The organism is Stenotrophomonas sp. YJH_SMC_122, assembly GCF_059369535.1.
Map to the genome: position 1 here is coordinate 75,012 of NZ_JCAFST010000002.1, position 14,799 is coordinate 89,810.

Here is a 14,799-nt window from a genome sequence, read left to right on the forward strand (position 1 = left end):
GGCGGCCGTCGCAGCCATTGAGACGGCCACGACGTACCCTGCCGCAATGGGTATTGCGATCAAGGGCCGAGGTTCCACGTCCCACCTTGCCGGGCGCTTCGAAAGCACCGTCAGCGAGGCGGTGGACGACGGCTGGGCGGTCGACGAAAGCGAAGAGTTCCTCGCCCCGCGCCTGCGCACCGAAGTACGCGCCGAAACCGCGCGCAGCATCATCACCCGCAACACTTCGCCGGACGTCGGCTTCAGCCAGTCGGTGAACCCGTATCGCGGTTGTGAGCATGGGTGTTCCTACTGCTTCGCGCGCCCTTCGCATGCCTATCTGAACCTGTCGCCGGGCCTGGACTTCGAGACCAAGCTGTTCGCCAAGACCAATGCGCCTCAGCTGCTGCGCAAGGAACTGTCGAAACCAGGTTACGTGCCGCAGCCGATCGCGCTGGGCATCAACACCGATGCGTATCAGCCGATCGAGCGCAAGTTCAAACTGACCCGCCAGCTGATCGAAGTGATGCTGGAGACCAGGCATCCGTTCTCGCTGATCACCAAGAACGCACTGGTCGAGCGCGATATCGATCTGCTTGCGCCGCTGGCCGCGGAGAACCTGGTCAGCGTGCATTTCTCGGTGACCTCGCTGGACCCGCATCTCTCCGCGAAGCTGGAACCGCGTGCATCAGCGCCACATGCACGGCTGCGCGCGATGAAGCGCCTGCATGATGCGGGTATCCCGGTGGGCGTGATGGTGGCGCCGGTGATTCCGTGGATCAACGACAGCGAGCTGGAAGCCGTGCTGGAGGCCGCACACGACGCAGGTGCGAGCACCGCGGGCTACGTGCTGCTGCGCCTGCCGCTGGAAGTGGCACCACTGTTCCGCGACTGGCTCGACACGCATCATCCCGATCGCGCCGCGCATGTGATGAGCACCATCCAGCAGCTGCGCGGCGGCAAGGACTACGACAGCCGGTTCGGCACGCGCATGCGGGGCCAGGGCGTGTATGCCGATCTATTGAACAACCGCTTCAAGCTGGCGCGCAAGCGGTTGGGATTCAATGCGCAGAACAGCCATTGGCCGAAGCTGGATTGCAGCCGGTTCCAGAAGCCGTTGCCGCCGAAGAAGGATTCGCCGCAGGGATCGTTGTTCTGAGGCCATCAGTCGAGCATGGCTCGACTCTACATCAAGGCCGACGAGCAGTTCTGCGTCACCCTCCAAACAACTTCTGCGCACTCTGGAACAGGATCCAGCTCGTCGCGATGAACTTGTCGCCACCCTGTGGCCGGTTGCCGCGATGGGTGTGGGTGAACGCCGTCGGGGCGATCAGCAGGCTGCCGGTGCGTGGCGCGATCTTGCGGCCCTGGAACAGGAACTCGGTCTCGCCTTCGTCGAAGTCGTCGTTGAGGTAGAGCGTCCACAGCACGTGCCGGTGCAGGGTCTCGGCCTGCGCATCCTTCGGGTACAGCTCGCAGTGCCAGTACGGGTAGCCGCCCTCACCTGCCGCATACCACTGCAGGTTGATCGCACCCGGGCGCAGGCAGGTACGGGCCAGCTCGGCCAGCTGCTGCTGCGGCATGTCGGGGAAGTCCTCGGCAGACAGGCGTCGCGGTTGGCCGTTGCTGTCCTGGATCTGCAACATCAGCGGCGCGATCAACGCCTGTGGATAACGGCGTAGATAAGTCAGCAGGCCGTTGAACACCGCGAGCTGCAGCTGCTGGTCGACGTCCTGCCAGCCGTCCAGGCCACTGATGCGCAGATCCTTGCTGTGCTTGAGCTCGGGGAACACGCCACTGCCTACCGCACCGGGCAGCAGGCCACGCGTGGCACGCATGCGCTCGACGATGGCCGCGCAGACCTCACTGGGGACGGCGTTGTGGATGACTTCGATGAAATCGACCGGGCCCTGCTCGTGCATGCGTGCATTCCTTCGGCGGCAACGGCTTGATGGTGCCGTTTGCCGCCCGCGGTGTCACCCTGCGGTCATGTCATCGAACTGCCATGACCGTCGTCAGGCGTCGAGCCGTCAGCCCTTCGCTTCGTCGTGCGCGTGGTGGTAACGCACCGCTTCGGCCACTTCTTCGCGCGAACCGAGGAACACCGGCACGCGCTGGTGCAGCTGATCAGGCTGGATGTCGAGGATGCGCTCACGGCCGGTCGAGGCGGCGCCGCCGGCCTGTTCGACCAGCAGGCCCATCGGGTTGGCTTCGTACATCAGGCGCAGCTTGCCGGCCTTGGACGGATCCTTCTTGTCCCACGGGTAGATGAAGATGCCGCCGCGGGTCAGGATGCGATGCACGTCGGCCACCATGCTGGCGATCCAGCGCATGTTGAAGTTCTTGCCGCGCGCGCCTTCCTTGCCTGCCAGCAGGTCGCTGACGTAGGCCTGCATCGGCGCTTCCCAGTGACGCTGGTTGGACATGTTGATGGCGAACTCCTGGGTGGCCGCCGGAATCTGCATGTTCTCGGTGGTCAGCACGAACTCGCCCTTCTCGCGGTCCAGAGTGAAGGCGTGGGTGCCGTGGCCGACGGTCAGCACCAGCTGGGTGCTGGGCCCGTAGATGCAGTAGCCGGCGGCGATCTGCTTGCTGCCCGGCTGCAGGAACGCGTCATCGCCCGGCAGTTCGACGTTGGTCGGGCAGCGCAGCACCGAGAAGATGGTGCCAACGGAGACGTTGACGTCGATGTTGGAGCTGCCATCGAGGGGATCGAACAGCAGCAGGAAATCACCGCGCGGATAGATGTCCGGCACCGGCTGGCTATGGTCCATTTCCTCCGAGGCGCAGGCAGCGAGATGGCCGCCCCAGGCATTGGCTTCGAGCAGGATCTCGTTGCTGATCACATCCAGCTTCTTCTGTGCCTCGCCCTGCACGTTACCGGTACCGGCATCGCCCAGCACGCCACCGAGGGCGCCCTTGCTGACGGCGATGGAGATGCTGGTGCAGGCGCGGGCGACGACCGCGATCAGCTGGCGCAGGTCGGCGTTGATGCGGCCGGCGTGCTGTTCCTGGATCAGGAAGCGGGTCAACGAAGTACGGGACATGGGCGGGCAGGTCTCGGCAGCGGGAAAACGCCTATTGTGGCCCGTCTGGCGGGGGCGTGCGTGAGCGCGGGCAGGCGTAATCGTTTCCAGATGCGTTGCGCTGTCGGCGCACTCCTTCATGGAGGCGCAGGGCGAGGCACACCGTGACCAGGACACGCCGTAAACCCATCCATGGGGGCTCGATCGGCGCATCCATGCGCCTCACGGTCCTGGCCACGGTGTGCCTCGCCCTGCGCTTCAGGGTTCGCCGCGAGCGCGGAGAGTGTGGCAAAGGCAAAGCAGGAGCAAAAACAAAGGCGCCCTTCGGCGCCTTTGTTCTCAAACCAGTGCAGTGTTGCTTCAGGCCTTGGCGACGGTGGCCACGGCCTTGGCGACGTATTCCAGGTTGTTCTGGTTCAGCGCGGCCACGCAGATGCGGCCGGTGCCGACGGCGTAGATGCCGAACTCGTCGCGCAGGCGCTCGACCTGTTCGCGGCTCAGGCCGGAATAGGAGAACATGCCGGCCTGTTCGTTGATGAAACCGAACTGCGGCGCGCCGGCGGCGGCCAGCTTCTCGACCAGCCCCTGGCGCAGGGCGTGGATGCGCTCGCGCATCTCGGTCAGCTCCTGCTCCCACATCGCACGCAGTTCCGGATTGGTCAGCACGCCGGCCACCAGCGCAGCACCGTGGGTGGACGGGCTGGAGTAGATGGTGCGGATCACGCGCTTGACCTGCGACTGCACGGCCTTGGCGTCCGCGGCGGTCGGCGCCACCATCGACAGCGCACCCACGCGCTCACCGTACAGCGAGAACGACTTCGAGTACGAGTTGGCGACGATGAAGCTGTCGATGCCGGCTTCGGCGATGATGCGCACGGCGGCGCCGTCCTGCTCGATGCCCTTGTCGAAGCCCTGGTAGGCCATGTCGATGAAGGGGAACAGCTGCTTGTCCTTCAGCAGTTGCGCGACCTGCTTCCACTGGCTGACCGTGAGGTCGGCACCGGTGGGGTTGTGGCAGCAGGCATGCAGCAGCACTACGGTGCCGGCTTCCAGCTTGCCGAGGTCGGCCAGCATGCCGTCGAAATCAACCCCATGGGTGGTCGGGTCGAAATAGGTGTAATCCAGCACCTCGAAACCGGCGGCGCTGAACACCGCGCGATGGTTCTCCCAGCTCGGGTTGCTCAGCGCCACGGTGGCGTGCGGCAGCAGCTTCTTCAGCACGTCGGCGCCGACGCGCAGCGCACCGCTGCCACCGACGGTCTGTGCGGTGGTGACGCGGCCGGCGGCCAGCAGCGGCGAGTCCTTGCCGAATACCAGCTCTCGCGTGGCCTGCGTGTATGCCGGCAGGCCGTCGATCGGCAGGTAGCCGCGCGGTTTGGCTTCAGCGGCAAGCTGCTGCTCGATCTGCTTGACGGCGCGCAGCAGCGGGATGCGGCCGCTCTCGTCGTAGTAGATGCCCACACCCAGGTTGACCTTGGTCGGGCGGCTGTCGGCGTTGTACGCCTCGGTCAGGCCCAGGATCGGGTCGCCTGGGACCAGTTCCACGTTTGCAAAGAAGGACACGGCGGTACTCGTTCGGTAGACGGAAAGGGGGAGGAAGTGCGCTACGCGGTCTGCGGCCTTGCAGCCGGAAACAGCCCATCGTAACAAAGCCTGCCGGGGCTGGCCGCCGCCATCGTCATCCGCAGCCCCGTACCATGGCGTGCGTTGCCGCCCGATCCATCAACCTGAATCATGAATCCTGCTGCACGACGCCATTGCCTGCCGCTCGCTGCCCTGCTGTTGTCGCCTTGGGCGGCGCTGGCCGAGCCCGCGCCGACCGCCCTGCCCAGCGTGCAGGTGCAGGCCGCACGCGTGCCCGGCATCGACCCGTTCGCGCTGCCGGCCAGCCAGGACACGGTCTGGATCGACGCCGGCCGGGCTGGCGTCGGTGCACAGCTGTCCGAGGCGCTGGCCGGGGTCCCGGGCCTGGTCGCCCGTGACCGCCAGAACTTCGCGCAGGACACCCAGCTGTCGATCCGTGGCTTCGGCGCACGCTCGACCTTTGGCGTGCGCGGGGTGCGGGTGCTGATCGACGGCGTGCCGGCCACCATGCCTGACGGTCAGGGCCAGCTGTCACATGCCAGCCTGCTCGGCGCCGAGCGAATCGACGTGCTGCGCGGGCCGTTCTCGGCGCTGTACGGCAACTCTTCCGGCGGCGTGCTGCAGGTCTGGAGTGCGCAGGGCCAGGCCGGCGATCCGTGGCGGTTGCGCGTGAACGCCGGCGCCGACAGCACGCTCAGCGTCGGCGCGCAGCTGAAGGGGGCCGGCCGCGGGCTGGACTACAACATCGCCGCCAACCACTTCCGTACCGATGGCTGGCGGGACCACAGCCGTGCCCGCCGCGAATCGCTCACTGCGCGTATCGGTGGTGATCTGGGCGGTGGACGGTTGGAGCTGCTGCTCAATGCGCTGGATGCCCCCGATGCGCAGGACCCGCTGGGCCTGAGCCGTGCCCAGGTGGCGGCCGATCCGCGCCAGGCCACCGCCGTGGCGCACCAGTACAACACCCGTAAATCGGTGCGCCAGCAGCAGACCGGCCTGCGCTGGACCCGTGAAGCCGGGCCGCAGCGTTGGCAGCTGATGGGCTATGCCGGCCAGCGCGCGGTACGCCAGTACCTGCCGATCCCGCCGGCAGCTCAGGCCAACAGCCCGTTGCATGCCGGCGGAGTGATCGATCTGCAGGGCGGCTATGGCGGGCTGGACGCGCGCTGGGGCTGGCACGGCGACCTGGCCGGCCGGCCGCTGGATCTGGTGGCCGGGCTCAGCGCAGACCGCCAGCGCCAGCATCGCACCGGCTACGAGAACTTCATCGGCAGCATCCTGGGCGTGCGCGGGCGCCTACGCCGTGACCAGATCGACGTCGTGCAGAACGTGGACCAGTTCGCCCAGGCCTGGTGGCAGTGGAGCCCGCGCTGGTCATTGCTGGCCGGCGTGCGTCACAGCGCGGTGCGCTTCGAATCCGACGACCGCTACATCGTCGGCGCCAACCCCGATGACAGTGGCCACCGCCGCTACCAGGCGACCACACCGGTGGCCGGGATCAGCTTCGAGGCCAGCCCGCAGTGGCGCCTGCATGCTTCCGTGGGCCGCGGCTTCGAGACGCCCACCTTCAACGAGCTGGGGTATCGCGCCGACGGCCAGGCGGGACTGGCGCTGGATCTGGCGGCGGCGCGCAGCCGCAGCCTGGAGGTGGGCAGCAAATGGCATGCACAAAACGGAACCCAGCTCGATATCAGCCTGTTCCGCGCAGATACCGACGATGAGTTGGCAGTTGCCAGCAACATCGGCGGACGCAGCACCTATCGCAACATCGGCCGCACCCGCCGCCAGGGCGTGGAACTGCACTACCGGCAGCCGCTGGCCGAACAGCTGGAACTGCAGCTGGCATGGACCTGGCTGCAGGCGCAGGTGCGCTCGCCGTACCTGACCTCGAACAGCGTGGTTGCTGCAGGCAGCCGCCTGCCCGGGGTACCGCGCCAGCAGGCGTTTGCCCGGCTGCGGTGGACGCCGGCCGACTGGCAGTGGGCACTGGAGGCCGCCGCCAGCAGCGACACCGTGGTCAACGACGTGGCCACCGAACGTGCACCGGGTTACGCACTGCTGAATCTGGAAGCCGGCCACCGCTGGCGCCTGCCGGGCGGCGAGCTGCGCGCCTTCGCCCGGCTGGAGAACGTGCTGGACCAGGCCTACATCGGCTCGGTGATCGTCAACGACGGCAATGGGCGCTTCTATGAGCCGGGACCGGGACGGCGAGCCAATATTGGCCTGCAGTGGTCGTGGCATTAGAAGTGGTAGTGCCGGCCGCTGGCCGGCATCGCTCTGTGCAGGGCAGCCCAGACGTTGCCGGCCAGCGGCCGGCACTACCGGTCAGTCGGGGGCCTTGGCCGGTACGAACGGCGAGGTCGGGTCGCTGGCCGGGAAGGTCTCCTCCAGCGCTTCGTCCTGGTTGTCGCTGGCGCGTTGCTTGCGTTCGCGGCGCTTGAGCGGGCTTTCCTGGCCGCCACGATGGCGGTCGCCGCCATCCTTGCGGTCCTGGGCCGCCTGTTCAGCCTCGTGCTTCACCGGCAGATGGTCGCTCCCGTGCTCGGCATCGAAGAACGGTGCGCCGGTGCCACGGTAGTCCGCGTTGTCGGCGTCGCGCTTGCCACGCTGCTCGCCGGGAATGGGCGGGTGATTTTCCCGCAACGGGTCTCGGGAGGTCTCTCGGCTCATGGTCTGGCTACCTGCGCTCGGGGTTCCCACTACACCGCGCCACAGGTAAAGCCGCCGCGAACCCGGCGTCATGAACATCTCGCTCACCCCCCGGTAACGGCACCGCGCGTATTCCTGCCCACCCGCCCCCGCTGCAGGAGCCGGCCATGCCCCGTCTTGAACGACCCGCACCGTCCGTGTTCAACGCCCTGCTCGATCCGCTCGGCCAGCGCACCGCACAACGCCGCACGCGCCGCCATGAAGATCCGCAGGCGGTGGCACAGGACTACCTGCAGTACATGCTCAGCGACTACGAAGAGCGTCGCGGGCAGAACCACCGCAACTGGCGCGATCTATGCCCGGTCTATGCCTTCGCACTGACCACCCACGCTGCCGACTGGCCGCGCGGTGACGCCGCGGATACGTGCGAGGAACTGGCCGAACACTGGGAACAGATGCGCGGGCAGTCGCGGTTGAGCTGGTCGCAGGCACGGCCGGTGGTGGAAGACGCCTGGCGCGCGCTGGATCATATTCCTGCGGTGGCGGTGAGGCCGTTGCTGCAGTAGTGCCGGCCGCTGGCCGGCAACCTCAGGAAACTTCAGGCCGCGAGCTCTGCCGGCCAGCGGCCGGCACTACCGTTCTTCGTAGAACCCACGTGCACGGTATCGACACGGGTGGTTTACACCGTCCATCCGAAGCTGGATGCCCTGCCCCGCCAAAGGTACGCTCATGGCCCGCCCGATCTGGACCGGCACGCTGTCGTTTGGCCTGCTCAACGTGCCGGTGTCGCTGATGTCAGGCGAACGCAAGGTCGATCTGCAGTTCCGCATGCTCGACTCCCGCGACCGCAAGCCGATCCGCTTCGAGCGGGTCAACGCCGATACCGGCGAGGAAGTGCCATGGAAGGATATCGTCAAAGCCTACGAGTACGACAAGGGCAGCTATGTCGTGCTGGAGGAAGGCGATATCCGGTCTGCGGCACCGGAAAGCCACGAAGCGGTGGAGGTGGAATCGTTCGTGGACGCCGCGCAGATCGACCCGCGCTACTTCGAGAAACCCTACCTGCTGGTGCCCGGCAAGAAGGCCGAAAAGGGCTACGTGCTGCTGCGCGAGACATTGCGCAGTACCGGCAAGGTGGGCATCGCCCGGGTGGTGGTGCGTACCCGCGAATACCTGTGCGCGGTGATGCCGCATGCGGACGCGCTGGTGCTGATGATCCTGCGCTATCCGCAGGAACTGGTGGATCCCGAAGATTACAAGCTGCCCACCGGGAAGCTCGCCGATTACCGCATCAGCAGCAAGGAAACGGCGATGGCCGAGCAGTTGATCGAGTCGATGTCCGGAGACTGGGATCCGTCGCAGTACCACGACGAATTCCGCGAGCGCCTGCAGCAGGTGCTGAACAAGCGAATCAAGTCCAAGGGCGGTACCGCCCGGGTGGAGGATGAGCCTGTACCGCGCGAGGATGCCACCACCAACGTGGTCGATTTCATGGCGCTGCTGCAGAAGAGCCTGGACGCGAACAAGCGTACGCCGGCGAAGAAGACGGCAACGCGGAAAGCAGCCACCAAGCCGACGGTAAAGAAAGCCGCAAAGAAGGCAACGAAGAAGGCCGCAAAGAAAACCGCTGCACGGCGCAAGGCAGGTTGAGCCATGTCGTTGCACCAGTACCGGCGAAAGCGCCGGCTTGGCGGTGGCCTCGGGCAGACACCGGAACCTGACGACACACCCGCACACGGCAACCCGAAGCGGCGGCCGATCTTTGTCATACAGCTGCATCATGCCAGTTCGCGGCACTATGACTTCCGCCTTGAGATGGACGGTGTGCTGAAAAGCTGGGCGGTGCCGAAGGGTCCTTCGCTTCGCGCTGGTGACAAGCGGCTGGCCGTGGAAGTGGAAGACCATCCGCTGTCCTACGCTGTTTTCGAAGGAGATATTCCCGAAGGCCACTATGGCGCTGGCCACGTGGAGGTCTTCGATCACGGCACATGGGCCTGCGAAGGCGATCCACTGCAGGCACTGGCAGCGGGAAAGATCGACTTCGTGCTGCATGGGCAACGCCTGGCCGGCGGCTGGAAGCTGGTGCGCACAGCGATGAAGGGACGCCAGCTGCAGTGGCTGTTGATCAAACGCGACGACGAGGAAGCGCGTGATGCCGAAGCAGATGATCTGCTCCAATCCCCCATGCCGAAACGCACATCCGCAGTGAGCAAGCGCACGGCGGGCAAGTCAACGCGCGCCGCACCGGCTGCACGATCGGCGACCCGCAAGGCCGATGCGCGTTGGCATGCGCGAGCGCTGAACCTGGACGGCGCGCGTGACACGCCCTACCCGCGTGCCTTCAAGCCACAGTTGACCGATCATCGCGACAGTGCACCGGACGGCGAGCGCTGGTTGCATGAGATCAAGTGGGATGGCTATCGCCTGCTGGCCGATCTGCACGAAGGCAAGGTGACGCTGTGCTCCCGCAACGGCCTGGATTGGACCGGTGATTTCCCCGAGGTGGTACAGGCCGTGCAGGCACTGCCGGTGACGGATGCGCGACTGGACGGCGAGCTGGTGGTGCTGGACCGGGATGGACGCAGCGACTTCGCCGCGCTGCAGCGCGTGATCGACGGGAGTTCGAAGCAACCGTTGCGCTACATCGTGTTCGATCTGCCGGGTGTGGCCGGCGTGGACATCAGTCGTTCACCGCTGCTGGAGCGCAAGGCGCTGCTGAAGGATCTCATCGGACCCACGCCCGGAACCCTGGCCTTCAGCGAGCACGTGATCGACCATGGCCCGCAGGTATTCGATGCCAGCGGCAAGGCGGGATTCGAAGGCATCGTCAGCAAGCAGGTGGATGCGCCCTACGTGAACACCCGTGCACGCAGCTGGGTGAAGGTGAAGCATGAAGACACCGACGAGTTCGTGATTGTCGGCTACACGGCACCGAAGGGCTCCCGGATAGGGTTCGGCTCGCTGCTTCTCGCCACGCCGGACAACGGCGGATTGCGCTATGTGGGGCGGGTCGGCACCGGCTTCGACGACGAGAGCCTGCGCGCGCTGCTCAAGGCACTGCAGCCACTGGCGGTGAGGACGCCGGTGCTGGAACTGCCCGCGCATGTGCCGTTCCGCGCCGCCAGCGTTCGCTGGGTGAAGCCGGTGACGGTAGCGGAGGTGGCGTTCCGTGGCTGGGGCAAGGAAGGCCTGCTGCGCCAGGCCAGTTTCAAGCGGCTGCGCAGCGACAAGCAGAAGGAGGACCTGGGAGTGGCCGTATCGAGTGCTGAAGCCGGGGGCGAGGTCCAGATCACCCATCCGGAGCGGGTGGTGTTCCCCAGGCAGAAGCTCAGCAAGGGCGACGTGGCGGACTACTACCAGCGCATGGCGCGCTGGATCCTGCCCGAAATTGCCGGGCGGCCCTTGTCACTGCTGCGCTGCCCGGATGGCGTGGGCAAGGCCTGCTTCTTCCAGAAGCACCATGGCCCCGGCCTGGGCGATGCCGTGCACGCGGTGCCCCTGCAGCAGAAGAGCGGCCGCGAGGACTACGTCTACATCGACGATGTGCGGGGCCTGCTGCAACTGGTGCAGATGAACACCCTGGAGCTGCATCCGTGGGGCGCGACCGTGGCCGATCCCGAGCACCCGGATCGCTTGGTGTTCGATCTCGATCCCGGTGAAGGGGTGGGCTGGGCAGAGGTGAAAGCCGCTGCGCGTGATGTCCGTGACCGCCTGCAGGAAGCCGGCCTGAAGAGTTTCGTGCGGCTGTCCGGGGGCAAGGGCGTGCATGTGGTGGTGCCGCTGCGGCCCAAGGCTGACTGGGAACAGGCCAAGGCGTTCTGTGAGGCGTTCGCCCGGGCGATGGCGGAGCGGGCGCCGGACCGCTACGTGGCAACAATGAGCAAGGCCAAGCGTGGTGGCGTCATTTTCATCGACTGGCTGCGCAATACGCGGGGTGCCACCAGTGTGTGCTCGTGGTCGTTGCGTGCGCGCGATTCCGCTGGCGTGGCAGTACCGCTGCGCTGGGATGAACTGGCTCGCATCAATGCCGCCGACGCATTTCCCATGGGCAAGGCGCTGGCGCGCGCGAAGCGGCTGAAGGCGGACCCTTGGCACGGTATCGCGCGGCTGAAGCAGACGTTGCCGCGCATGGACCTGTAGAGCCGAGCCTATGCTCGGCTGCCTGTGTCGATGTGCATGAAAGCCGAGCACGGGCTCGGCTCTACAGGGGCGGCATCACCTTGCATCGCGCGAGGGACGACGGCCGAACCACCAGCCGGCCAGCAGTTGCAACGGCAGTGACGCCAGCAGTGAAATGACGAACCAGAACGGGAAATCCGCACCGGCCGTCCACATTGCGTAGCCACAGCCCAGCGCGACCAGCGACCAGATCGAGAAGCCGTGCGATCGCGGCCAGCAGGGCGCGTAATAGGTGGCAAAGGAAACCCCGGCGATGCCACCGAGCACGCTGAAGGCGAGATCCCAGCCCAGCTGCACGCTGTTGTTGTCCGGCGACAGGCCCAGCAACGGTGGCAGCCAGCTGGCGACGCTGCTGACCAGCGCAAGCGACAGCACGCCGCCGATCAGGGCAACGATGGACAGGAACAGGGTCTTGAGCACGCCAGGCATGCGCGCATTGTACGGCTGCGGCGGAGAACCCGGCATGCCGGCCAACGGCCGGCACTACCGAAATGTGTGTGGATCCGATCCGATGAATCGGCATGGCCGCCGCGTCCGTGGGAGAGGGGGACGGAGCGACGGCGGCCATGCACAGGCGGTCAGGCGGCGAAGTCGAGCACCACGCGGCCTTCGATGGTGCCCGCATGCATGCGCGCGAACACGTCGTTGATGTTTTCCAGGCGGTCGGTGCTGACCGTGGCCGCGACCTTGCCCTCGGCGGCGAACTGCAGTGATTCCTGCAGGTCCAGCCGGGTACCGACGATCGAGCCGCGCACGGTGATGCCGTTGAGCACCATGCCGAAGATATCCAGCGGGAAGTTGCCGGGCGGCAGGCCATTGAGCGAGACAGTGCCGCCACGGCGCACCATGCCCAGTGCCTGCTCGAACGCCTTCGGCGACACCGCCGTGACCAGTGCACCGTGTGCGCCACCGATTTCCTTCTTCAGGAAGGCGGCCGGGTCGGTGGTGCGCGCGTTGACGGTGACCTGCGCGCCCAGCTGGCGCGCCAGTGCAAGCTTCGTATCGTCCACGTCCACCGCGGCCACGTTCAGGCCCATTGCGCGAGCGTACTGCACCGCCATGTGGCCCAGGCCACCGATGCCGGAAATCGCCACCCAGTCACCGGGCTTGGTGTCGGTGACCTTCAGGCCCTTGTAGACGGTCACGCCGGCGCACAGCACCGGCGCGATCTCGACGAAGCCCACGTCCTTCGGAAGCAGGCCGACATAGTTGGCATCGGCCAGTGCGTACTCGGCGAAGCCGCCGTTGACCGAGTAGCCGGTGTTGCGCTGCGTCTCGCACAGCGTTTCCCAGCCACCCAGGCAGTGTTCGCAATGACCACACGCCGAGTACAACCAGGGGATGCCGACCCTGTCGCCTTCCTTGACGTGCCCTACCCCGCCTCCCACGGCCACGACGTGCCCCACGCCCTCGTGGCCGGGGATGAACGGCGGGTTCGGTTTCACCGGCCAGTCGCCCTCGGCGGCGTGCAGGTCGGTATGGCAGACGCCACAAGCCTCGATCCTGACCAGCACCTCGCCCGCCCCCGGGCGCGGTACCACGACTTCCTCGATGACCAGTGGCTTGCCGAACTCACGGACGACGGCGGCCTTCATGGTTCTGTTCATGCATGCTTCTCCGTAGTGCGCTTGCAGACAGGATGGCGCCGGCCCCATGCCTGCGCCTTGATCCCGATCAATCCATCAGAAGAAGCCGAGCTTCTTCGGCGAATAGCTGACCAGCAGGTTCTTGGTCTGCTGGTAGTGGTCGAGCATCATCCGGTGGTTCTCGCGGCCGATGCCCGACTGCTTGTAGCCACCGAATGCGGCGTGCGCCGGGTAGGCGTGATAGCAGTTGGTCCACACGCGCCCGGCCTGGATGGCACGGCCCATGCGGTAGAGGCGCGCGGCGTCCCGGCTCCACACGCCGGCACCCAGGCCGTACAGCGTGTCGTTGGCGATCTGCAGAGCTTCTTCCTCGGTCTTGAAGGTGGTCACCGCTACCACCGGCCCGAAGATCTCCTCCTGGAAGATGCGCATGCGGTTGTGGCCCCTGAATACGGTGGGTTTCACGTAGTAACCACCGGCCAGGTCGCCACCCAGGGTGTTCTGCTCGCCACCGATCAGCACTTCGGCCCCTTCCTGCTTGCCGATGTCGATGTAGGAGAGGATCTTGTCCAGCTGTTCGGCGGAGGCCTGTGCGCCGATCATGGTGTCCGGGTCCAGCGGATCACCCTGCCTGATCGCGGCCACGCGCCTGAGCACCCGTTCCATGAAACGCTCGTAGATGGATTCCTGTACCAGCGCACGCGACGGGCAGGTGCACACTTCGCCCTGGTTCAGCGCGAACAGCACGAAGCCCTCCACGGCCTTGTCGAGGAAATCATCGTCCTCGGCCATCACGTCGGCGAAGAAGATGTTGGGCGACTTGCCGCCCAGTTCCAGCGTCACCGGAATCAGGTTCTGGCTGGCGTACTGCATGATCAGGCGGCCGGTGCTGGTCTCGCCGGTGAAGGCGATCTTGGCGATGCGTGGGCTGCTGGCCAGCGGCTTGCCTGCTTCCAGGCCAAAGCCGTTGACGATGTTGAGCACGCCCGGGGGCAGCAGGTCACCGATGATCTCCATCAGCACCAAGATCGAGGCCGGGGTCTGCTCGGCCGGCTTGAGCACCACGCAGTTGCCGGCGGCGAGCGCCGGGGCCAGCTTCCAGGCCGCCATCAGCAACGGGAAGTTCCACGGGATGATCTGGCCGACCACGCCCAGCGGTTCGTGGAAATGGTAGGCCACGGTGTCCTTGTCGATCTCCGACAGGCTGCCTTCCTGCGCGCGCACCACGCCTGCGAAATAGCGGAAGTGGTCGACCATCAGCGGGATGTCGGCGTTGAGGGTTTCGCGGATCGGCTTGCCGTTGTCCCAGGTCTCGGCGCGCGCGATCAGTTCCAGGTTCTGCTCGATGCGGTCAGCGATGCGGTTGAGGAGGTTGGCGCGCTCGGCGGTGGAGCGCCTGCCCCAGTCTTCCTTGGCGGCATGGGCCGCATCCAGCGCGGCCTCGATGTCGTCGGCGTTGGAGCGCGCCACCGAGGTGAGCACCCTGCCGGTGATCGGCGTGATGTTGTCGAAGTACTGGCCGCTGCGCGGTGCCACCCACTGGCCACCGATGTAGTTGTCGTAGCGGGGTTTGAACAGCGTGCCGGGACCGGCCGGGTCGGTTGAGGGCGAGGGCGGGATTGAAGCAACGGCATTCATCGGGGGCACTCCTTGGATGGCCCGGACAACCCGGGACCTGCCCGGCTACCGCAACGAGCGTGCCAATCCCGCCGGTGCTGCGGCGCATCACGCGGCGCGGCGGCATCAGTGTTGGCGGTCCCCTGGCGGAATGCCGCAGCGCACCAGTGGACGTCATG

The 14,799-nt window shown here is 66.4% G+C and carries 12 protein-coding genes; 5 read left to right on the plus strand and 7 right to left on the minus strand.

The features are described 5' to 3' along the window. Positions 1 to 46: 46 nt before the first annotated feature. On the plus strand, positions 47 to 1,138 hold the full coding sequence (locus tag AC5P66_RS03915; protein ID WP_099485357.1) for a PA0069 family radical SAM protein: 1,092 nt from the start codon (positions 47 to 49) through the stop codon (positions 1,136 to 1,138). A 55-nt stretch (positions 1,139 to 1,193) separates the two neighbouring features. Here the strand turns inward: AC5P66_RS03915 and AC5P66_RS03920 are convergent, their stop codons facing one another. The 3 genes from AC5P66_RS03920 to AC5P66_RS03930 all read right to left on the minus strand — a co-directional run bounded on the left by AC5P66_RS03920 (position 1,194) and on the right by AC5P66_RS03930 (position 4,568). After that, positions 1,194 to 1,901 (minus strand): 2OG-Fe(II) oxygenase, encoded by a 708-nt coding sequence (locus AC5P66_RS03920; RefSeq protein WP_099542793.1) that lies wholly within the window; start codon positions 1,899 to 1,901, stop codon positions 1,194 to 1,196. Between the two features lie 108 nt (positions 1,902 to 2,009). Then, entirely contained in the window at positions 2,010 to 3,026 is a 1,017-nt protein-coding gene (locus tag AC5P66_RS03925) for a class 1 fructose-bisphosphatase (RefSeq protein WP_049438869.1), read from the minus strand. Between the two features lie 339 nt (positions 3,027 to 3,365). Beyond that, a complete protein-coding gene (locus AC5P66_RS03930; protein WP_049438653.1) occupies positions 3,366 to 4,568 on the minus strand; it encodes an amino acid aminotransferase in 1,203 nt (400 codons plus the stop codon). Between the two features lie 171 nt (positions 4,569 to 4,739). On the opposite strand from AC5P66_RS03930, the gene AC5P66_RS03935 reads away from it, so the two are divergent. Beyond that, positions 4,740 to 6,833, plus strand: a complete 2,094-nt coding sequence (locus AC5P66_RS03935; protein WP_099495967.1) for a TonB-dependent receptor family protein — start codon at positions 4,740 to 4,742, stop codon at positions 6,831 to 6,833. Positions 6,834 to 6,914: 81 nt separating this feature from the next. Here the strand turns inward: AC5P66_RS03935 and AC5P66_RS03940 are convergent, their stop codons facing one another. Then, positions 6,915 to 7,259: a hypothetical protein gene (locus AC5P66_RS03940; RefSeq protein ID WP_049408878.1), complete on the minus strand. Its 345-nt coding sequence runs from the start codon at positions 7,257 to 7,259 to the stop codon at positions 6,915 to 6,917. Positions 7,260 to 7,405: 146 nt separating this feature from the next. On the opposite strand from AC5P66_RS03940, the gene AC5P66_RS03945 reads away from it, so the two are divergent. The 3 genes from AC5P66_RS03945 (at position 7,406) to ligD (ending at position 11,378) form a co-directional block, all read left to right on the plus strand. After that, positions 7,406 to 7,804: a hypothetical protein gene (locus AC5P66_RS03945; protein ID WP_049413394.1), complete on the plus strand. Its 399-nt coding sequence runs from the start codon at positions 7,406 to 7,408 to the stop codon at positions 7,802 to 7,804. A gap of 163 nt (positions 7,805 to 7,967) precedes the next feature. Then, a complete protein-coding gene (gene ku, locus AC5P66_RS03950) occupies positions 7,968 to 8,888 on the plus strand; it encodes a non-homologous end joining protein Ku (protein WP_495216088.1) in 921 nt (306 codons plus the stop codon). Positions 8,889 to 8,891: 3 nt separating this feature from the next. Then, positions 8,892 to 11,378 carry a DNA ligase D gene (gene ligD / locus AC5P66_RS03955; protein ID WP_495216089.1) on the plus strand — a complete coding sequence of 829 codons (2,487 nt, stop codon included), beginning with the start codon at positions 8,892 to 8,894 and terminating at the stop codon, positions 11,376 to 11,378. Between the two features lie 75 nt (positions 11,379 to 11,453). Here ligD and AC5P66_RS03960 read toward each other — a convergent pair whose 3' ends face one another. The 3 genes from AC5P66_RS03960 to adh all read right to left on the minus strand — a co-directional run bounded on the left by AC5P66_RS03960 (position 11,454) and on the right by adh (position 14,641). Continuing rightward, positions 11,454 to 11,846 (minus strand): hypothetical protein, encoded by a 393-nt coding sequence (locus AC5P66_RS03960; protein ID WP_099485886.1) that lies wholly within the window; start codon positions 11,844 to 11,846, stop codon positions 11,454 to 11,456. A 149-nt stretch (positions 11,847 to 11,995) separates the two neighbouring features. Continuing rightward, positions 11,996 to 13,024 (minus strand): alcohol dehydrogenase AdhP, encoded by a 1,029-nt coding sequence (gene adhP, locus AC5P66_RS03965; RefSeq protein WP_005421163.1) that lies wholly within the window; start codon positions 13,022 to 13,024, stop codon positions 11,996 to 11,998. Positions 13,025 to 13,099: 75 nt separating this feature from the next. Beyond that, the gene (adh, locus tag AC5P66_RS03970; protein WP_005421161.1) at positions 13,100 to 14,641 is read right to left on the minus strand and encodes an aldehyde dehydrogenase; all 1,542 of its coding nucleotides are present in this window, start codon (positions 14,639 to 14,641) and stop codon (positions 13,100 to 13,102) included. Positions 14,642 to 14,799 lie beyond the last annotated feature (158 nt).